The organism is Pseudomonas sp. SP16.1 (assembly GCF_052682975.1).
The window spans coordinates 620,524-638,498 of the sequence record NZ_JBQYFZ010000001.1 but is presented as its reverse complement, the minus strand read 5'-3'; the positions used below and the strand labels follow the sequence as shown (position 1 = coordinate 638,498).

At 67.6% G+C, this 17,975-nt stretch carries 19 protein-coding genes; 12 read left to right on the top strand and 7 right to left on the bottom strand.

The window, feature by feature from the left end:
* Positions 1-133: 133 nt before the first annotated feature.
* Together ACUTAF_RS03295 and lpcA are read left to right on the top strand one after the other, a co-directional pair.
* A complete protein-coding gene (locus tag ACUTAF_RS03295) occupies positions 134-1,423 on the top strand; it encodes a M18 family aminopeptidase (protein ID WP_445578630.1) in 1,290 nt (429 codons plus the stop codon).
* A 14-nt stretch (positions 1,424-1,437) separates the two neighbouring features.
* The gene (gene lpcA, locus ACUTAF_RS03290) at positions 1,438-2,025 is read left to right on the top strand and encodes a D-sedoheptulose 7-phosphate isomerase (protein ID WP_445578629.1); all 588 of its coding nucleotides are present in this window, start codon (positions 1,438-1,440) and stop codon (positions 2,023-2,025) included.
* 251 nt (positions 2,026-2,276) lie between these two features.
* Here lpcA and ACUTAF_RS03285 read toward each other — a convergent pair whose 3' ends face one another.
* Complete coding sequence (locus tag ACUTAF_RS03285; protein ID WP_445578628.1) at positions 2,277-3,026, bottom strand: helix-turn-helix domain-containing protein; 750 nt, start codon at positions 3,024-3,026, stop codon at positions 2,277-2,279.
* Positions 3,027-3,305: 279 nt separating this feature from the next.
* Between ACUTAF_RS03285 and ACUTAF_RS03280 the strand changes: the two genes are divergently transcribed.
* The 3 genes from ACUTAF_RS03280 to ACUTAF_RS03270 all read left to right on the top strand — a co-directional run bounded on the left by ACUTAF_RS03280 (position 3,306) and on the right by ACUTAF_RS03270 (position 7,039).
* Positions 3,306-4,010, top strand: a complete 705-nt coding sequence (locus tag ACUTAF_RS03280) for a hypothetical protein (RefSeq protein ID WP_445578627.1) — start codon at positions 3,306-3,308, stop codon at positions 4,008-4,010.
* Positions 4,011-4,087: 77 nt separating this feature from the next.
* Positions 4,088-6,484 (top strand): endopeptidase La, encoded by a 2,397-nt coding sequence (gene lon / locus ACUTAF_RS03275; RefSeq protein WP_445578626.1) that lies wholly within the window; start codon positions 4,088-4,090, stop codon positions 6,482-6,484.
* Positions 6,485-6,646: 162 nt separating this feature from the next.
* Complete coding sequence (locus ACUTAF_RS03270; RefSeq protein ID WP_445578625.1) at positions 6,647-7,039, top strand: protease inhibitor I42 family protein; 393 nt, start codon at positions 6,647-6,649, stop codon at positions 7,037-7,039.
* Positions 7,040-7,046: 7 nt separating this feature from the next.
* Here ACUTAF_RS03270 and ACUTAF_RS03265 read toward each other — a convergent pair whose 3' ends face one another.
* Entirely contained in the window at positions 7,047-7,541 is a 495-nt protein-coding gene (locus tag ACUTAF_RS03265; RefSeq protein ID WP_445578624.1) for a phosphate-starvation-inducible protein PsiE, read from the bottom strand.
* A 251-nt stretch (positions 7,542-7,792) separates the two neighbouring features.
* Here ACUTAF_RS03265 and ACUTAF_RS03260 point away from each other — a divergent pair, with 251 nt between their 5' ends.
* Positions 7,793-8,056, top strand: coding sequence for a YebG family protein (locus tag ACUTAF_RS03260; protein WP_445578623.1), 264 nt, complete (start codon positions 7,793-7,795; stop codon positions 8,054-8,056).
* Between the two features lie 273 nt (positions 8,057-8,329).
* On the opposite strand, the gene ACUTAF_RS03255 is transcribed toward ACUTAF_RS03260, so the two are convergent.
* On the bottom strand, positions 8,330-8,593 hold the full coding sequence (locus tag ACUTAF_RS03255) for a hypothetical protein (RefSeq protein ID WP_445578622.1): 264 nt from the start codon (positions 8,591-8,593) through the stop codon (positions 8,330-8,332).
* A 101-nt stretch (positions 8,594-8,694) separates the two neighbouring features.
* On the opposite strand from ACUTAF_RS03255, the gene ACUTAF_RS03250 reads away from it, so the two are divergent.
* Both ACUTAF_RS03250 and ACUTAF_RS03245 read left to right on the top strand, forming a co-directional pair.
* Positions 8,695-9,099, top strand: coding sequence for a DUF488 domain-containing protein (locus ACUTAF_RS03250; protein ID WP_445578621.1), 405 nt, complete (start codon positions 8,695-8,697; stop codon positions 9,097-9,099).
* Positions 9,100-9,385: 286 nt separating this feature from the next.
* The gene (locus ACUTAF_RS03245; RefSeq protein ID WP_445578620.1) at positions 9,386-10,249 is read left to right on the top strand and encodes an EamA family transporter; all 864 of its coding nucleotides are present in this window, start codon (positions 9,386-9,388) and stop codon (positions 10,247-10,249) included.
* Positions 10,250-10,352: 103 nt separating this feature from the next.
* On the opposite strand, the gene ACUTAF_RS03240 is transcribed toward ACUTAF_RS03245, so the two are convergent.
* The 4 genes from ACUTAF_RS03240 to ACUTAF_RS03225 form a co-directional block, all read right to left on the bottom strand.
* On the bottom strand, positions 10,353-11,459 hold the full coding sequence (locus ACUTAF_RS03240; protein WP_445578619.1) for a dihydrolipoamide acetyltransferase family protein: 1,107 nt from the start codon (positions 11,457-11,459) through the stop codon (positions 10,353-10,355).
* 86 nt (positions 11,460-11,545) lie between these two features.
* Positions 11,546-12,532, bottom strand: a complete 987-nt coding sequence (locus tag ACUTAF_RS03235; RefSeq protein WP_445582394.1) for an alpha-ketoacid dehydrogenase subunit beta — start codon at positions 12,530-12,532, stop codon at positions 11,546-11,548.
* Positions 12,533-12,542: 10 nt separating this feature from the next.
* On the bottom strand, positions 12,543-13,631 hold the full coding sequence (gene pdhA, locus ACUTAF_RS03230) for a pyruvate dehydrogenase (acetyl-transferring) E1 component subunit alpha (protein WP_445578618.1): 1,089 nt from the start codon (positions 13,629-13,631) through the stop codon (positions 12,543-12,545).
* 100 nt (positions 13,632-13,731) lie between these two features.
* Positions 13,732-14,754 (bottom strand): Leu/Phe/Val dehydrogenase, encoded by a 1,023-nt coding sequence (locus tag ACUTAF_RS03225; RefSeq protein ID WP_445578617.1) that lies wholly within the window; start codon positions 14,752-14,754, stop codon positions 13,732-13,734.
* Between the two features lie 132 nt (positions 14,755-14,886).
* On the opposite strand from ACUTAF_RS03225, the gene ACUTAF_RS03220 reads away from it, so the two are divergent.
* The 4 genes from ACUTAF_RS03220 to ACUTAF_RS03205 all read left to right on the top strand — a co-directional run bounded on the left by ACUTAF_RS03220 (position 14,887) and on the right by ACUTAF_RS03205 (position 17,910).
* A complete protein-coding gene (locus ACUTAF_RS03220; RefSeq protein ID WP_445578616.1) occupies positions 14,887-15,690 on the top strand; it encodes a SirB1 family protein in 804 nt (267 codons plus the stop codon).
* Positions 15,691-15,879: 189 nt separating this feature from the next.
* A complete protein-coding gene (locus ACUTAF_RS03215; protein ID WP_445578615.1) occupies positions 15,880-16,512 on the top strand; it encodes a DUF3313 domain-containing protein in 633 nt (210 codons plus the stop codon).
* Positions 16,513-16,593: 81 nt separating this feature from the next.
* Positions 16,594-16,947 (top strand): DUF3302 domain-containing protein, encoded by a 354-nt coding sequence (locus tag ACUTAF_RS03210; protein ID WP_445582393.1) that lies wholly within the window; start codon positions 16,594-16,596, stop codon positions 16,945-16,947.
* Between the two features lie 3 nt (positions 16,948-16,950).
* The gene (locus ACUTAF_RS03205; protein ID WP_445578614.1) at positions 16,951-17,910 is read left to right on the top strand and encodes an HlyD family secretion protein; all 960 of its coding nucleotides are present in this window, start codon (positions 16,951-16,953) and stop codon (positions 17,908-17,910) included.
* The last annotated feature ends 65 nt before the right edge of the window (positions 17,911-17,975 follow it).

Sequence of the window (17,975 nt, the reverse complement as noted above, 5' to 3'; positions counted from 1 at the left end):
CATATTGCCAAGAGGTGCTTCAAGGCGCAGCAGGCGTGCGCGATAGACGTTGACTATCGTCCCGGGCGAGCGCGCAGCCGGCACAGCAGCAGGCAAATTGGGTAAACTCGCGCCATCGTTGTCCGGAGTCCCTATGCGCGAAGAACTGAATCAAGGCCTGATCGACTTTCTCAACGCCTCGCCTACCCCGTTTCATGCCACCACCAGCCTGGCCATGCGCCTGGAGGCGGCCGGTTATCGTCACCTCGACGAGCGCGCGCCCTGGCACACCGAAGCCGGTGGCCGCTACTACGTGACCCGCAACGACTCCTCGCTGATCGCCTTCAAGCTCGGCAAGCGCCCGGCCGTCGACGGCGGCATTCGCCTGGTCGGCGCGCATACCGACAGCCCCTGCCTGCGCGTCAAGCCCAACCCGGAACTGCAGCGCCAGGGCTTCTTCCAGCTCGGCGTGGAGGTCTACGGCGGCGCCCTGCTCGCCCCCTGGTTCGACCGCGACCTGTCGCTGGCCGGCCGCGTGACCTACCGCCGCGACGGCAGGGTCGAGAGCCAGCTGATCGATTTCTACCAGCCGATCGCCGTGATCCCCAGCCTGGCCATCCACCTCAACCGCGAGGCCAACCAGGGCTGGGCGATCAACGCGCAGAACGAGTTGCCGCCGATTCTCGCCCAGCTGGCGAGCAGCGAGACCGCCGATTTCCGCGCCCTGCTCGCCGAACAGCTGGCCATGGAGCACGACTTCAACCCCGATGCGGTGCTGGATTACGAGCTGAGTTTCTACGACACCCAGAGCGCCGCCATCGTCGGACTCAACCAGGACTTCATCGCCGGTGCGCGCCTGGACAACCTGCTGTCCTGCTACGCCGGCCTGCAGGCGCTGATCGACTCCGGCGACGAGGAAACCTGCGTGCTGGTCTGCACCGACCACGAGGAGGTCGGCTCCTGCTCGGCCTGCGGCGCCGACGGCCCCTTCCTCGAGCAGGTGCTGCGCCGCGTGCTGCCGGAAGGCGACGCCTTCGTCCGCACCATCCAGCGTTCGCTGCTGGTGTCGGCCGACAACGCCCACGGCGTGCACCCCAACTACGCCGACAAGCACGACGGCAACCACGGGCCGAAGCTCAACGCCGGCCCGGTGATCAAGATCAACAGCAACCAGCGCTACGCCACCAACAGCGAGACCGCCGGCTTCTTCCGCCACCTGTGCCTGGAGAACGAGGTGCCGGTGCAGAGCTTCGTGGTGCGCAGCGACATGGGCTGCGGCTCCACCATCGGCCCGCTGACCGCCAGCCAGCTCGGCGTGCGCACCGTCGACATCGGCCTGCCCACCTTCGCCATGCACTCGATTCGCGAACTGGCCGGCAGCCATGACCTGGATCATTTGCTCAAGGTGCTGACCGCCTTCTACTCAAGCCCCGAACTGCCCTGAGAGCGAGCCCCGCGATGATCGAACATATCCGCAACAGCCTGCAGGAAGCCCAGCGCGCGCTGCAGGCCTTCCTCGCCAACGAGCAGACCCTGGGCAATATCGAGAAGGCGGCCGAACTGCTGATCGAGAGCTTCGAGGCCAGGGGCAAGGCGTTCTCCTGCGGTAATGGCGGCTCGATGTGCGACGCCATGCATTTTGCCGAGGAGCTGACAGGGCGCTACCGCAACAACCGCCCCGGCATCGCCGCGGTGTCGATCAGCGACCCCAGCCATATCAGCTGCGTGGCCAACGACTTCGGCTACGACCATATCTTCTCGCGCTATATCGAGTCCCATGGCCGCGCCGGCGACGTGCTGGTCGCCATCAGCACCAGCGGCAAGAGCCCCAACGTGGTCAAGGCCGCCGAAGCGGCCAAGGCCCTGGGCGTGAAGGTGATCGCCCTGACCGGCAAACCCGGCTCGCTGCTGGAGAGCCTGGCCGACGTGTGCATCTGCGCCCCCGGCGGCGACTACGCCGACCGCGTGCAGGAGCTGCATATCAAGGTGCTGCACATCCTCATCGAGCTGATCGAGCGCAAGCTCAGCCCGCAGAACTACGCCTGAGCACCTGCCCCTAGATGATCGTCATTCCCGCGCAGGCGGGAACCCAGGAGCCTCGCAGTAACTGGGCTCCCGCCTGCGCGGAGTGACGGTAAAGGGGATGCCTCGCAGGGCGCAGGAAATCTGCGGCGCCGGGCATGCGGGGCTGAAGCGGAGCGCCGCCCGCCCCACCCGACGCAACGTGCAGTTGCGCAAGTAATCCCCGGGTTGCAACCGGGCTACAAAGCACGGGAAGGTGGTACGCCCGGCGCACCCTAGGCGGTGCGCAGGCGCTTGGGCGTCAGCCCCAGGTAACGGCGCATCGCCGTGGTCAGTGCGCTCTGGCTGGAGAAACCACACTCCTCGGCGATCCGCACCAGCGGCAGCTTGCTTTCGCGCAGCATCCGCGCGGCACGGTCGAGGCGGGTCTTGAGCAGATACTGGTGCGGGGTGAGGCCGACGCTGTCCTTGAACTGGGCGTGGAAGTGGCTGGGGCTCAGGCACATCACCTGGGCCAGCTCGGCGACGCTGATGCGTCGCGCCAGGTGCTCGTCGATATAGCTATCGAGGCGTTGCAGGTCCAGCGCCCCCTGCGGCTGGCGCCGCTGTTCGCCGAACAGGCGCAGGTGCAGCGCGCGCAACAGCACGCCACCGAGGGAGCGTGCCAGGATCGAGTCACTGCCGAAGCGCTCGAGCTCCGCGCCGGCATAGCTCAGCAGGTGCTGGAAATCGGCGTCCAGCGCAGGGTAGCGCGGGGCCTCGAACAGGCGATGGAGCAGCTCCAGGTCTTCGCTGGGGGTGTCCTGCTCGTCCAGGTCGAGGATCAGCATACGGTTGTCACCCATGCCGGCGAACTGGTGGGCGGCGTCGCCCGGCACCAGGCAGGCGCGCATGCGGCAGACTTCGCCGCCGCGGCCGCCGACCTCGAATTCGGCGCGGCCGACCAGGGACATCACCAGCTGGTGATGGTCGTGGGCATGGACATGAGCCTGTTCATCCAGGCGAATCACTCGGGCTTGCAGCATGGCGAAAGATTGTCGGCACGAAACAAGGGTTGCACTTTACTCTTTTATTGATGAAAACGCCGCAACCCGCGACAAATGGGCGGGTTGCACCTTTTACATGCAGCGCACCAGATTGGGGTAATGAAGTCGCAACCGGCGCCATTAGAGGGCACGCTCCACCCCCTGGTGCAGTGGTCGACCTCAGGCGATCCGAGGCTCGCGGACAACTGGCAGGAGATTTGCTCGGTCGAAGGACGATCGACATGGCTCAGCCAGCGGATCCAACCAAGCGAGGCCCCCATGAATCTGCAACTCCTTATCGCCCTGAGCCTGGCCGTCGCCCTGCTCACGCTCGGCCAGTACCTCAGTCAGCGCGCCGAACGCCGTCATGGCCTGGCCCTGGGCAAGCTGCAGAGCCGGACCCTGCAACGCTGCCTGGAGCTGTTGCAGGCGTTGCAGAAACACCGCGGCCTAGGCGCCCAGCAGGACATCGCCAGCGTCAGCCAGCGCAATGCCCTGGCTCGCCAGCTCGACGAGCTGTGGCTGAACTGGCCCGGCGCCAGCCTGCAACTGCCGGCGCTACAGCAGCACTGGCCGCTGCTGCGGCGCAAGCCTGCCGATTTCGAGGCGCACAGCCGGCTGATCGACGCGCTGCTGGAGGTCATCGAGCAGCTCGAGGATCGCCTCTACCAGCAACGGCATCCGGCCATTCGCGGCCTCGGCGAAGCCTGCCGTGCCCTCGAGGATCTCGCCCGCCTGCGCGGTCTCGCGGTGCGCGCGGCGAACTACTCGCGCTGCCCGCCCGGCCTGCAGACACAGATGCGTTCGCTCTGCGCGCGTCTCGACGAGCGGGAGCTGGACCAACCCCTGCAGCCACTGCTCGAGCGCCTGCGCCAGGAGCTGATCGACGCGCCGCAGGTGCGCCTGGCCCCCGCCGACTGCTTCGCCCTGCTCACTCCACTGATCGAGCAGCGCCTGCAAGGCATTCGCCTCACCCTGGCCTGAACTGCGGCCGAAAGCGGCCGTTGAAAAATCCGGAGCACCGCCCCATGTAGCACTCAACGTGCAAGCAAAGGTGCTCCATGAACGATCAGGACAGCAATCCAGAAGCAGTCGAAGACGGCGCCCAGGCGCAGGGTACCGGGCTGGTGCTGCCGGCCATGCGCCTGCCGGACAAGCTCTACGTCATTCCCATCCACAACCGCCCGTTCTTCCCGGCGCAGGTGCTGCCGGTGATCGTCAACCAGGACCCCTGGGGCAAGACCCTGGAGCGGGTCGGCAACACCGAGCACCAGTGCCTGGCGGTGTTCTACGTCGACGCCCCGCCCGGCGAGCACGGCGCCCTGGACCTCGACAGCCTGCCCGAGCATGGCACCCTGGTGCGCGTACACCACGCCAGCGAGGAAGGCGGCAAGCTGCAGTTCGTCGCCCAGGGCCTGGCCCGCGTGCGCATCCGCGGCTGGCTCAGCCGCAAGCCACCGTACCTGGCCGAGGTGGAATATCCGCGCAGCCCGGCCGACCCGCGCGACGAGGTCAAGGCCTACGGCATGGCGCTGATCAATGCGATCAAGGAACTGCTGCCGCTCAACCCGCTGTACAGCGAGGAGTTGAAGAACTACCTGAACCGCTTCAGCCCCAACGATCCCGCCCCGCTCACCGACTTCGCCGCGGCCATCACCACGGCATCGGGCGCCGAGCTGCAGGAGGTGCTGGATACCGTGCCGATGCTCAGGCGCATGGAGAAGGTGCTGCCGCTGCTGCGCAAGGAAGTCGAGGTGGCACGCCTGCAGAGCGAGCTGTCGGCCGAGGTCAATCGCAAGATCGGCGAGCGCCAGCGCGAGTTCTTCCTCAAGGAGCAACTCAAGGTGATCCAGCAGGAGCTGGGCATCGTCAAGGACGACCGTAGCGCCGACGCCGACGAGTTCCGCGCCCGCCTGGAGGGCAAGACCCTGCCCGAGCAGGCGCGCAAGCGCATCGACGAGGAGCTGAACAAGCTGGCCATCCTCGAGACCGGCTCGCCGGAATACGCCGTCACCCGCAACTACCTGGACTGGGCCACCAACCTGCCCTGGGGCGTCTATGGCAAGGACAAGCTCGATCTGGCCCACGCGCGCAAGGTACTCGACAAGCACCACGCCGGCATGGACGACATCAAGACGCGCATCACCGAGTTCCTCGCCGTAGGCGCCTTCAAGGGCGAGATCGCCGGCAGCATCGTGTTGCTGGTCGGCCCGCCCGGGGTCGGCAAGACCAGCATCGGCAAGTCCATCGCCGAGTCCCTCGGCCGGCCCTTCTACCGCTTCAGTGTCGGCGGCATGCGCGACGAGGCGGAGATCAAGGGCCACCGCCGCACCTATATCGGCGCCATGCCCGGCAAGCTGGTGCAGGCGCTGAAGGAAGCCGAGGTGATGAACCCGGTGATCATGCTCGACGAGATCGACAAGATGGGCGCCAGCTACCAGGGCGATCCGGCCTCGGCGCTGCTGGAAACCCTCGATCCGGAGCAGAACGTCGAGTTCCTCGACCACTACCTGGACCTGCGCCTGGACCTGTCCAAGGTGCTGTTCGTCTGCACCGCCAACACCCTCGACTCGATTCCCGGACCACTGCTCGACCGCATGGAGGTGATCCGCCTGTCCGGCTATATCACCGAGGAGAAGCTGGCCATCGCCAAGCGCCACCTGTGGCCCAAGCAGCTGGCCAAGGCCGGCGTCCCCAAGGCGCGCCTGGGCATCAGCGATGCGGCGCTGCGCGCGGTGATCGAAGGCTATGCCCGCGAAGCCGGCGTGCGCCAGCTGGAGAAGCAACTCGGCAAGCTGGTGCGCAAGGCGGTGGTCAAGCTGCTGGACAATCCCGAGGCGAAGATCCGCATCGGCAGCAAGGATCTGGAAGAGGCCCTGGGCATGCCGGTGTTCCGCAACGAACAGCTGCTCTCGGGCATCGGCGTGATCACCGGCCTGGCCTGGACCAGTCTGGGCGGCGCCACCCTGCCGATTGAGGCGACGCGCATCCACACCCTCAATCGCGGCTTCAAGCTCACCGGCCAACTCGGCGACGTGATGAAGGAGTCGGCGGAGATCGCCTACAGCTACGTCAGCTCGCATCTGAAGCAGTACGGCGGCGACCCGAGCTTCTTCGACCAGGCCTTCGTCCACCTGCACGTGCCGGAAGGCGCCACGCCCAAGGACGGCCCCAGCGCCGGCATCACCATGGCCAGCGCGCTGCTGTCGCTGGCACGCAACCAGGCGCCGAAAAAAGGTGTGGCCATGACCGGCGAACTGACCCTGACCGGCCAGGTACTGCCAATCGGCGGCGTGCGCGAGAAGGTGATCGCCGCGCGCCGGCAGAAGATCAACGAGCTGATCCTGCCGGAAGCCAACCGCGGCAGCTACGAGGAACTGCCGGACTACCTCAAGCAGGGCCTGACCGTGCACTTCGCCAGGCGCTACGCCGATGTGGCCAGGGTGTTGTTCGAGTAAAAGCGGCGTGCGCCTCGCACGGCAGCCTGTAGGGTGGCTGACGCTCTTTGCATCCACCATCGCGGCGCCATGGTGGATCGGTGAAGCGTGATCCACCCTACGGATCGCCAGCCATGCGCAGTACGGCTATGCTGGGCGCGTTTCGCTCGACAGGAGTCCGCCATGATCGCCGCCCACCGCCTGCTGCCCCTCGCCGGCCTGGCCCTGCTCGCCGCCTGCGCGCACCAGCCGAGCAGCCTGCACCTGAGCGAGGACGCGCAGTGCCCGCTGACGCTGGACCAGGGCCAGCAACTGATCCTCAGCCTGCCCAGCAATCCCACCACGGGCTTTCGCTGGATACTGCGCGACGCAGCCCCAGCCTTGCTGCACAGCCTCGGCCCCGAGGTCTACAGCAACCCCGAAGACGCCGGCCTGGTGGGCGCCGCCGGCCAGTCCACCTGGCGTTTCCAGGCGCGCGAGGCGGGCGAGGGCCGCCTGCTGCTGACCTACCAGCGGCCCTGGGAAACCGCGGTGGCGCCGGCCCGCACCTTCGATTGCGAGCTGCGGGTGAAATAGCCGAGGCTCAATCGGTGGTGTCGTCGCGCTCGGCCTCGGCATCGGCGCGGTTGCGCACCCTGCCCCGCGCTCCGGGTGCCACCACCGCCGGATAGCGGGCCGAGGCGAAGCGCACCACGAGAATCGCCATGGCCAGCAGCAGGATCGCGCCGGAGATCATCACCACGCCCCAGTCCGGTTTGTGGTTGTGCGAGATGTCCGAAATCATCAGGCGGGTCAACGCGGTGATCGCCACGTAGATCATGAAGCGGATCGGCATATGGTTGGTCTTGAAGTAGATCCCCACCATCGCCGCCAGCTCCAGGTAGATGAACAGCAGCAGGATGTCGTCGACCGTGATCTGGCCCTTGTCCAGCATGCCGAGGAAGGTCAGCACCGCCGCCCAGGCGGTGATCGCACCGATGGCGAACAACGCCAGGTAGTGGAAGGCCTCCATCAGCAGGTTGCCCAGGGACTCGGCCAGGCCGTGCATGTCTTCGCGCAGACGTTCCGCCCACTTCATCGCGTCATTCTCCATCGTTCCGGCACAACGCCCGGGCTTCCGAGATGGAGGCCCGCCCCAGCGGTCATGCGTCAAACGCCAATCGGCAGATGATGCCGGCGCTCGGCGCAAAGGCACAGGCGCAGATTGCCGCAGGGGGTTGCCGGCACCGGTGAACTCGCCGCTGGCCAAATGGCGGCGAGTTCTTTATGCTCGCAATCACTGTACAAACAACCAGTAACCGACACACATGAAGGCAGACGAGGTGATGAATGGCCGTCGAAGTGGTGTACCGCAGCAGCCGGGACCCGGAGCGCTTGTTTATGGATAAGGCCGAAGCCGACCGCCATGACAAGATGCTGGAGCTGGCCGAACGCCTGAGCCAGGTGCTGCACAAGGCGGTGCCCTCGCTTAGCGAGGAACAGGGCGAGGAGCTGGGCATCTTCATGGCCAAGAATCGCGAGATCTTCGCCAAGGCCTTCAAGAGCCAGCCCGATGCCCTCGATGAGCTCGACGACAACGCCGCCAGCGCGTGACGCTCTCCCCCTGGCCCCGTCGCCCATCCGGGTGGCGGGGCTTTTTTGCGGATGCCGGCCAGGGCTGCAGTGTTCGCGGATAAAGCCGCCTCAGCGGGAGGACATGGCATCGCCTTGCCCCCACTGGCACCCACCGCCGGACAAACCACGGCGATGGAAAAGCACGGAGTTCCGCACGCAGCGGGATGATCGGCGGCCCCGTTATGACCTGTCGCGTGCCCTTGCGCGGATGACCTGCGGAGAACGGGACCGCCGTTCAGCCATCGGCGCGTCCTACGACGGGTCGCCGGCCCTGCCGGTATCGGCTGCCCGGTACTGCGCCGCTGCGCGCTCCAGCCAGGCTGGCAGATCGCGTCGAGGGACACCTTCCTGCCGAGCGCGGGCCAATTGCTCGAGCATGTACTGACGCATGGGCACATCGCCTGCGGCCAGTGATAGCGCCAGATCGCGATCGCTCCATTGGCGGATGCGGCGGAACAGCCACCAGTGGAAATACAGCCCGGCGGCCGTGGTGACGACGATGATGAAGTAGTCCATGGCATTTCTCCTCGCCCGCCACGCTAATCCAGTGCCGCCAAGGCGCCAAGTGCGGCGTTGCCGCAGGGCCATGGGCTAGGCTCTGTGCAAGGAGGTGCCGGATGATCCAGTACAAGCGGGTTTACCTCGAAGCCACTGCGGAGGATGGCCGCCGCGTGCTGGTCGACCGTCTGTGGCCACGCGGCCTGGCCAAGGACGCCGTGCAGCTGGACGCCTGGCTGCCTGAGGTGGCGCCTTCCACCGCACTGCGCAAGGCCTTCGGCCATAGGACCGGCGCCTTCGACGAGTTTCGCCGCGCCTACCTGCAGGAGCTGGCCGGCCATCCCGAACACTGGCAGCAGCTGCTGCACTGGGCCGTGAGCGGCCCCCTGACCCTGCTCTATGCCGCCCGCGACGAGGCGCACAACAACGCCCGGGTACTGGCGGAGTTTCTCGAAGACGAGCTGGAGCGGCATGCCGCGCCCAGCTCGCCGGTGTGCTATCAGGGCGAGTTCGGCGGCGGTTGACCGACTCCCGGAGCCGAGCTAGCCTGCAGCCTTTCCCGTCATACCGAAGCCTATTTCGATGACTTCCCTTACGCGCAATCTCCACGCTTCCAACGCCGCCTCGCGCAGCGCTGTGGCTCTACTTTGCGCGCCTCCACCTGTCTGCCGCGCCGGCACCCCTCCTCCCCCGCCGGCCAGCGTCTAAGCGGGCCATCCCCGCAACCATTCCGCTCCGTTTGTCATCGGTCTGACCGAGGCGCGTCTGCGCGCACGGAGCTCATGCGGATGTTTCGACAGGTACTTCACCATGCGTTTCGATACCACGTCCCTGGCCGCTTGCGGCTCGACGGCACTGTTCGTGCTGCTCTGGTCCGGCGGCGCGATCTTCGCCCGCCTGGGTCTTGATCACGCCTCACCCTTCGCCTTTCTCATCCTGCGCTTTGCCCTCGCCTGCCTGGCGCTGGCGCTGATCGCCGCATACTCGGGCACCTGGCTGCCCGAACGCGGCCTGCGCTGGCCCACGGCCAGGGCCGGGTTGCTGATGATCGGCGGCTACAGCCTGTGCTACCTGCTGGCGCTGGACAGCGGCATCACCCCCGGTGTGCTCGCCACCCTGCTCGGCATACAGCCGATCCTTACCCTGATGCTGCTGGAGCGGCGCGCCTCGCCGTTGCGCCTGACCGGTCTGCTGCTGGCCCTGCTCGGCCTGGCGCTGATCGTTGGCGACAGCCTGCTGCACGCCTCGCTGCCACTGGCCGGCGTACTGCTGGCGCTCGCCGCGCTGGTCTGCATCACGCTCGGCGCCATCGCTCAGAAGGGGCTGCACCAAGCGCCCATACGCGCCCTGCCGCTGCAGTACGGCCTGTGCCTGCTGGCCAGCCTGGCGCTGCTGCCGACCCAGGAGTGGCGGGTGCAGTTCGATGTCGGGCTGCTCCTGCCGCTGCTGTGGATGGGCCTGGTGATCTCGGTGGGCGCGCAGCTGTTGCTGTACCGGCTGATCCGCGCCGGCAATCTGGTCAACGTCACCAGCCTGTTCTACCTGGTGCCGCTGGTCACCGCCCTGCTCGACTACCTGCTGCTGGGCAACCTGCTGTCGCCCAGCGCCACGGCCGGCATGGCGGCCATCCTGCTGGGCCTGGCACTGGTGTTTCGCTTCGCACCCAAAAGCTGAGCAGCACCCCGGTGCCGTTCACCGCAAAACGGCGAACGGCACCGGGATGCCGAGCCTGCCGCTCCCGGATCGCATTCGGGCTAGGGTCTCTTGGCCGAGACCATCACTCCGGCTGCTGCAGCGCCTCGACCAGCGCCTTGAGAAAGCGCGCCGCCTCGCCACCGGTGACGGCGCGGTGGTCGAAGGTCAGCGACAGCGGCAGGATGGGGTGCACCACCACCTGACCATCGACCGCCACCGGCTCGTCGCGGATGCCGCCGGCGCCGATGATCGCCACCTGCGGCGGCACCACCACAGGGTTGGCGTAGCGGCCGAACAATGTGCCGAAGTTGGACAGGGTCAGGGTCGCGCCCATCATCTCCTGCGGCGGAATGGAGCGCGCACGCACGTCGGCGCGCAGGCGTGCCACGCCCTCTTTCAGATCCTCGGCGCTGCGCGCGCCGACGTTGCGCAGCACCGGCACGAACAGGCCGTCGGGGGTGTCCACGGCTATGCCTAGGTCGAGCTGGGCATGGCGCTTGATCGACAGACCCTTGCCATCGAACCAGCTGTTGAGCACCGGCTCGGCCTCGCAGGCCACGGCGATGGCCTGGGCGATGCGCACCAGCGGGTCGCGCGCCTCGCGCCAGCGGTGCAGGTCGGCGTCGCCGACTATCACCACCGGCACCACCTCGGCATGCGCGCGGGCCATGTTCAGCGCCATGCTGCGCCGTACGCCGCGCAGTTTCTCGCCGCCGAAGCGCTCGCGCGCGCCCTGGCTGGCGCCCTCGACATCGGCGCGGGTGATCAGGCCATCGGCGCCGCTGCCCTGCATGGCGCCCAGGTCGACGCCGAGCTGCCGCGCCAGCTGCCGCACCGCCGGCGTCGCCCGAGGCGCCAGGTGCTCGCGGGTGCTCGGCGCAGCGCCGACGAAGAAGCTGTCCGCACCGGCCTCGCCACCACCCTCCAGGCGGCCGACCACGGTGCCGGCGTCGGCTTCGCCTTCGTAGGCCGCCAGCGGCTCGCCGACATGCAGGATGTCGCCCTCCTTGCCGAAGGTCTTGACCAGCACCCCGTCGTAGGGCGCCGGGATATCCACTATGGCCTTGGCGGTTTCCACCGACACCAGCAACTGATCGGCCTTGACCTCGTCGCCGGCCTTGACGTGCCACTCGACGATCTCGGCTTCCTGCAGGCCCTCGCCCAGATCGGGCAGTTTGAAGTATTTCATCGTGCGTTCTCCCGTCGATTCTGCCGGTGCGCACGGCGCACCCCACGCGGCACCCAACCCGTAGCGGCGCCGCGCGTATCACTGATTCAGGCGTACTCCAGCACCGTTTCGCAGGCGGCGAGGATGTCCGCCACGCCGGGGATGTACAGCTGTTCCAGGCGATACAGCGGCGGCGGAATATCCGGCGCGGTAACCCGCTGGATCGGCGCCTGCAGATCCAGCAGCGCGCGCTCGTACAGGCTGGCGGCGATCTCCGCGCCGACCGCGCAGCTCTTCGGCGCCTCGTGGACGATCACGCAGCGTCCGGTCTTGCGCACCGAGGCTTCCAGCGTGTCGAGATCCAGCGGCTTGACGCAGGCGACGTCGATCACCTCGGCGGCGACGCCGCGCTCGGCCAGCCGATCGGCGGCCTGCAGCGTCTCGTGCACGCTCGCGCCCCAGCTGACCAGGGTCAGGTCGCCGCCCTCGCGCAGGGTGAAGCAGCTGTCCAGCGGCAGGCGCTTGCCGTCGTCGGCCAGCGGTTGCGGGTTCATCCGGTACAGCCGGGTCGGTTCGAGAAACACCACCGGATCGGGGTCGTCGATGGCTGCCAGCAGCAGGCCGTAGGCGCGCGCCGGCGACGAGGGGATGACCACGCGCAACCCGGGAATATGCGCCAGCAGCGCCTCAGTGCTCTCGCTGTGGTGCTCCGGCGCGCGAATCCCGGCGCCCATCGGAGTACGCAGCACCATGGGGCAGCTGAGGCGACCGCGAGTGCGGTTGCGCAGGCGGCTGGCGTGGCAGATCAGGTGATCCAGGGCCGGATAGATGAACCCCATGAACTGGATCTCCATCACCGGCTTGAGCCCCTGCGCCGCCATGCCAACGCTGAGCCCGGCGATCATGGTCTCGGCCAGCGGCGTGTCGATCACCCGCTTGAAGCCGAACGCCTCGCGCAGCCCGGCGGTGGCGCGGAACACCCCTCCGTTGACGCCGATGTCCTCGCCGAGCACCACCACGTCGTCGTCCTCGGCCATGGCCCGGTGCAGGGCCAGGTTGACTGCCTCCAGCAGGCTGACCTTCTTTTCGCTCATGGCTGATTTCTCATTCATGACCAGCCTCCCGCCGCTCGGCACGCTCACGCAGCCATTCGCGCTGCTCGGCCAGGGCCTGCGGCCATTGGGCGTAGACATATTCCAGCGCATCCTCGGCCGCCGGCATGGGCGTCGCCTCGAAGGCTTCCACAGCCTGCTGCACCTCGGCCTGGCATTCGCCGACCAGAGCCTGTTCGCGTTGCGGATTCCAGATGCCCTGGCGCACCAGGAAGGCCTGCAGGCGCGCCACCGGTTCCTCCTGCCAGGCCTGCTTGACCTCCTCGGCCGGGCGGTAGCGGGTCGCGTCGTCGGCGGTGGTGTGATCGCCCAGGCGGTAGCTCAGGCATTCGATCAGGGTCGGGCCCTTGCCCTGGCGCGCCCGCTCCAGCGCCGCCTGCACCCGGTCGTAGACCGCCAGCACGTCGTTGCCGTCGACCTGCTCGCCGGGGAAGCCGGCGCCGATCGCCTTCTGCGCCAGGGTCGGCGCGCCGCACTGGATGCGCCGCGGCACCGAGATGGCCCACTGGTTGTTGTTGACCACGAACACCACCGGCAGCTGCCAGGCGCCGGCGACGTTGAGCGCCTCGAGGAAATCGCCCTTGCTGGTGGCGCCGTCGCCGCAGGTGGTGACGGCGACGCGGTGCTGGCCGCGGATCTTGAACGCGGTCGCCACGCCGCAGGCATGCAGGGCCTGGGTGGCGATCGGCACGCAGAGCGGAAAGTCCTCGGCCACCGCCGGGTCGACATAGGCGCTGCCGCGTTCGTCGCCGCCCCAGTACAGCAGGATCTCCTCCATGCGCACGCCGCGCATCACCTGCACCGCGGTATCGCGGTAATAAGGCACCAGCACGTCGTCGGAGCGCATCAGCGCGCCGATGGCCACGCCTATCGCCTCCTGGCCGATGGTTGGCGCGTAGGTGCCGATGCGCCCGGTGCGCTGCAGCGCCACCGCCTTCTGGTCGAACAGGCGGGTCAGCAGCATCTGTCGGTACAGGCGGAGCAACAGGTCGACGTCGTCGCACCAGGCCGGCAGCTCGGCGCAGGGCGCACCGTCGGCGGCGAGATAGCGGGTATGCAGCAGTTTCACTTGATCGGGCATGGCAATCTCCTCGGTATCTTGTGGACACCTTCGCGCGCCGGGCTGGTGGCCCGTGGGCGCAGGCGCCGCCGCGCGGATGGGCGCGGCGCGCCGCGGGCTGTCAGGGCCCGTAGAGCAGGCGCTCGGCCAGGCTGTCGGCGACCCGCGCCGGGGAGCGCTTGTCGGCCTGGGCGTGAGCGTAGATCTCGGTCAGACGCAGGCTGATCTGCGCCAGGTGAGCGGTGATCGCCGCCAGTTCCTCGCCGCGATGGCGCAGCGCGACGTAGATCAGCCCGCCGGCGTTGAGCACGTAGTCCGGCGCATAGAGGATGCCGCGCGCCTCCAGCTCGTCAGCGATCTCCGGGCTGGCCAACTGGTTGTTCGCCGCCCCGGCCACCGCGGCGCAGCGCAGCTGGCCGACCGTCTGCGCGTTGAGCACGCCGCCCAGGCCGCAGGGCGCGAGGATGTCGCACGGCGTGGTGAGCAGCGCCTCGCTGGCGATCGGGTGCGCGCCGAGCTGCTCCACCGCCAGCTGTACCCGGCCGCCGTCGAGGTCGCTGACCAGCAGCTCGGCACCGGCCGCATGCAGCTCCTCGGCCAGAGCGAAGCCGACGTTGCCCAGGCCCTGGATGGCGATGCGCAGGCCCTCCAGATCGTCGCTGCCGAGGCGCGCCTGGGCGGTGGCCCTAATCCCGGCGAACACCCCGAGCGCCGTGTGCGGCGACGGGTCGCCCTCGCTGGTGGTGCTGGTGACGTGGCGGGTGTGCTGGGCGATGCAATCCATGTCGACGCTGGAGGTACCGCTGTCCATCGCCGTGATGTAGCGCCCGTTCAGCGTCTCGATGAAGCGGCCGAAGGCCTCGAACAGCGCCGCTCGGTTGGCCAGGTGCGGCGGGCGGATGATCACCGCCTTGCCGCCGCCATGCTCGATACCGGCCAGGGCGGCCTTGTAGCTCATGCCCTGGGCCAGGCGGATGGCGTCGCGGATGGCGCTCTGCTCGTCGGGGTAGGCCAGGTAGCGGCAACCGCCGAGGGCCGGGCCGAGACGGGTGTTGTGGATGGCGATGACGGCCTTGAGGCCAGTAGCCGGATCCTGCGCCAGGTGCAGGGCCTCGAGGCGGGCGGCTTCCATCATGTCGAACATGGGGCGAGCTCCCGGTCTGACGTTTGGGACCAAGTATAGGTGGCCGGTGCCACGCTGCTCGCGGCATCGGCGAGCGGCACTGGACGAGGACCGGGCCAAGGGCTACAAGAGCGGAAGCCACGGGAGATAGCGATGACCCCACGCCAAGCCTGCCTGCAGTGCCTGCAACGCGACCCGCCCGCGCCGTTCGAGGCCGCCTTGTGGGTCGCCGCCGAACACGATGCGCAGGTGCAGCCGGCGCAGATGCTCGGCGACCTGCACGGCCTGCACCTGCAGGTCGGCGCCGGACTGCCCGCCCTGCCCCCGCGCGAACTGGCCCAGCCGCTGCTGCGCCGACTAGCCGAGCTGGACTATCAGGAGGACGACGAAGGCGTGACCCGGCCACGCCATGCGCTGCTCCACGAGGTGCTGCGCCGTCGTCGCGGGCAGCCGCTACTATTGGCGCTGATCGCCCTGGAACTGGCCCGACGCCAGGACATCCCGCTGGAGGGCGTGAATTTCCCCGGGCATTTCCTTTTGCGCGTGCCCGGCGCCGATCACCTGCTCGACCCCTGCGGCGGCCGCCGCCTGTATACCCGCGACTGCCGCGAACTGCTCTACCGTCACCTCGGCCCCGATGTCGAACTCAGCGCCGCGCACCTGCAGCGCGCCGACGCGCGCGCCATGCTGCAGCGCCTGTCACGCAACCTGCGCCTGCTGCACCTGCAGCAGGACGACGAACTGGCCGCGCTCAAGGACGCCGAGCGGGTCCTGCAGATCGGCCCGCCGAGCCTGGCCGACCACCTGGCGCGCGCCGACATCTACCAGCGCCTGGGCTGTCCGCAGGGGGAACGCTTCGATGTCGAACACGCCCTGCTGCTGTGCGAGGAACCCGGCCTGCGCCTGCAGCTGAGCCTGCGCCTGCACAATCTGGAAGGCGCTCCGGCTTTGCACTGACGGCGCTCTATGCCGGGGCAATGCGGCAGGTATCCGAGACTCTTTCGCCAGCCCGGTTAATGCTCTTTTCTCGACTACACTCCTGAAGGAGTCGGCATTCTGCCAGCACGGCGGGTGCTGCCGATGAGGTAATTCGTTCTGGGGACTAGCATGCGAAAGCTCTTTGGTATGTCGATATTGGCGGCGCTCATGGGAACTGCCGCCTGTTCCAGCACAATGGTGGCGCCCGAGCAATACTCGGGCTTCTTGCAGGACTACAGCCGCCTGAGCGAACAGCAGTCACCCTCTGGAGCGAAAGTGGCGCGCTGGGTCGATCCGGATCTGCAGATTTCCCGTTACAACCAGCTGTACCTCGAGCCCAGCCAGTTCCACCCACGGCCGCAGCCCAGCGCCCGCCTGTCCCAGGAAACGCTGCAGGGCATCACCAACTACTTCGATTCGGCGCTGCGCCGAGAGCTGAGCAAGGTCATGCCGCTCACCGACTCACCCTCTGCCGGCACTCTGGTGCTGCGTCCGGCCATCACCGCCGTGTCGGCATCCACCGAAGGCCTGCAACCCTATGAAGTCATCCCCATCGCGCTGGTCGTGGCCGCTGCCAGCACCGCGGCCGGCACCCGCGACCAAGAGGTGGAGATCGCCGTCGAGGCAGCGGTGATCGATGCGCAGAACAGCCGCGTCGTCGCCCAGGTCGTGCGCAAGGGGACCGGCCTGAGCCTGGAAAACGACGAACAGGTTCTGAGCGTCGACAACGTCAAGCCGGTGATCGACGTATGGGCCAGTGACATGCGCCAATCCATCGAGCAGCTCAAGGCCGGGCGTTAGCGCCATCGAGTGGCGCCGCCAGTCAGTCGGGCGGCGCCGCGCAGACTGACGTCAGAACAGATGATCTTGGGGGGCCGCATGCTGCTGGACTACTTCGCCTTGGGCGTACTGATCTTCGCCGCCGTGGTGCTGTTCTACGGCGTCATCGCGATCCACGACATTCCCTACGAAATCGCGGTGCACCGCAAGCATCCGCATCAGGACGCCATTCATGTCGCGGGCTGGGTCAGCCTGTTCACCCTGCATGTGATCTGGCCGTTCCTGTGGATCTGGGCGACCCTCTACCGCGAGGATCGCGGCTGGGGTTTCAGTACCACGCCCAAGGTGGATCCGGCACACCTGCAGCAGCTGGAACAACAGCTCGCTGAGCTCAGGGGCCGGCTGGATGCGCTGGAACGGCCGGCCACCGAAGAACAGCACGAGGCGAGGGACTGAGCCATGGACCTGCTGCTGATACTCACCTACACCGCCATCTGCGTCGCCATCTTCAAGATCTTCAAGATCCCGCTGAACAAGTGGACGGTGCCCACCGCGGTGCTGGGCGGAATCGTGCTGATCGGCACGCTGATCTTCCTGATGAACTACAACCACCCCTATTCCGAGGTCTCGCGCAGTTACTTCGTCAGCACCCCCATAGTGCCGGCGGTCAGCGGCCAGGTGATCGAGGTACCGGTGCGCGGCAACCAGCCACTGGAAAAGGGCGATGTGATCTTCCGCATCGACCCGCTGCCCTTCGAGAATCGCGTGCGCTCGATCAAGGCCCAGCTGGTGTCCGCCAAGGGCGATCAGTTCCGTGCCAGCGAACTGGTCAAGCGCAACCTGGGCAACCGACGCGACCTGGACATCACCACGGCCCGCGTGGACGACCTGCAGGCACAGCTCAATATCGCCCAGTTCGAACTGGATCAAACGGTGGTCCGGGCACCGTCGCGCGGCTATGTGACCCAGGTGGTGCTGCGCCCCGGCGTCTATGCGGTGAAGATGCCGCTGCGCCCGTCGGCGATCTTCATCCCCCAGGAAGAATATTTCTACGTGGCCTGGATGCGCCAGAACAGCCAGCTGCGCCTGACCCTGGGCGATCAAGCCGAGATCGCCCTCGACGGCCTGCCCGGCAAGGTTTTTCAGGCGCGGGTCAAACAGGTACAACCGGTGATCGCCGAAGGCCAGGTGCAACCAGGCGGCACCCTGCTCGGCGTCACTGGCCCGATGCACGCCGGGCGCGTGCCGGTGGTGCTGGAGATCATCGACCCGGCCTTCGAACCCTACAAGGATCTGATACCGGGCGGCGCCTACGGCCAGGCAGCGCTCTACTCCGAACACTTTCCCCATGTGGCGATTCTGCGCAAGGTGCTGCTGCGCATGGCGGCATGGATGAACTACATCTTCCCGTTCCACTGACGCAGGCGCGCAACCCGGCGACGCCTGGCCCAGGCGCAACGCCAAGGCAAATCGACAGGAGACTC

What these genes read in the sequence shown, in the direction of transcription:
- ACUTAF_RS03270 (WP_445578625.1), top strand. Translation starts at nt 6,647, where the DNA reads ATGATCGCCGCCCACCGCCTGCTGCCCCTCGCCGGCCTGGCCCTGCTC.
- ACUTAF_RS03280 (WP_445578627.1), top strand. Translation starts at nt 3,306, where the DNA reads ATGAATCTGCAACTCCTTATCGCCCTGAGCCTGGCCGTCGCCCTGCTC.
- ACUTAF_RS03295 (WP_445578630.1), top strand. Translation starts at nt 134, where the DNA reads ATGCGCGAAGAACTGAATCAAGGCCTGATCGACTTTCTCAACGCCTCG.
- ACUTAF_RS03215 (WP_445578615.1), top strand. Translation starts at nt 15,880, where the DNA reads ATGGGAACTGCCGCCTGTTCCAGCACAATGGTGGCGCCCGAGCAATAC.
- ACUTAF_RS03245 (WP_445578620.1), top strand. Translation starts at nt 9,386, where the DNA reads ATGCGTTTCGATACCACGTCCCTGGCCGCTTGCGGCTCGACGGCACTG.
- ACUTAF_RS03235 (WP_445582394.1), bottom strand. Translation starts at nt 12,532, where the DNA reads ATGAGCGAAAAGAAGGTCAGCCTGCTGGAGGCAGTCAACCTGGCCCTG.
- ACUTAF_RS03250 (WP_445578621.1), top strand. Translation starts at nt 8,695, where the DNA reads ATGATCCAGTACAAGCGGGTTTACCTCGAAGCCACTGCGGAGGATGGC.
- ACUTAF_RS03265 (WP_445578624.1), bottom strand. Translation starts at nt 7,541, where the DNA reads ATGAAGTGGGCGGAACGTCTGCGCGAAGACATGCACGGCCTGGCCGAG.
- ACUTAF_RS03225 (WP_445578617.1), bottom strand. Translation starts at nt 14,754, where the DNA reads ATGTTCGACATGATGGAAGCCGCCCGCCTCGAGGCCCTGCACCTGGCG.
- pdhA (WP_445578618.1), bottom strand. Translation starts at nt 13,631, where the DNA reads ATGCCCGATCAAGTGAAACTGCTGCATACCCGCTATCTCGCCGCCGAC.
- ACUTAF_RS03255 (WP_445578622.1), bottom strand. Translation starts at nt 8,593, where the DNA reads ATGGACTACTTCATCATCGTCGTCACCACGGCCGCCGGGCTGTATTTC.
- lpcA (WP_445578629.1), top strand. Translation starts at nt 1,438, where the DNA reads ATGATCGAACATATCCGCAACAGCCTGCAGGAAGCCCAGCGCGCGCTG.
- ACUTAF_RS03285 (WP_445578628.1), bottom strand. Translation starts at nt 3,026, where the DNA reads ATGCTGCAAGCCCGAGTGATTCGCCTGGATGAACAGGCTCATGTCCAT.
- ACUTAF_RS03260 (WP_445578623.1), top strand. Translation starts at nt 7,793, where the DNA reads ATGGCCGTCGAAGTGGTGTACCGCAGCAGCCGGGACCCGGAGCGCTTG.
- ACUTAF_RS03220 (WP_445578616.1), top strand. Translation starts at nt 14,887, where the DNA reads ATGACCCCACGCCAAGCCTGCCTGCAGTGCCTGCAACGCGACCCGCCC.
- ACUTAF_RS03205 (WP_445578614.1), top strand. Translation starts at nt 16,951, where the DNA reads ATGGACCTGCTGCTGATACTCACCTACACCGCCATCTGCGTCGCCATC.
- lon (WP_445578626.1), top strand. Translation starts at nt 4,088, where the DNA reads ATGAACGATCAGGACAGCAATCCAGAAGCAGTCGAAGACGGCGCCCAG.
- ACUTAF_RS03240 (WP_445578619.1), bottom strand. Translation starts at nt 11,459, where the DNA reads ATGAAATACTTCAAACTGCCCGATCTGGGCGAGGGCCTGCAGGAAGCC.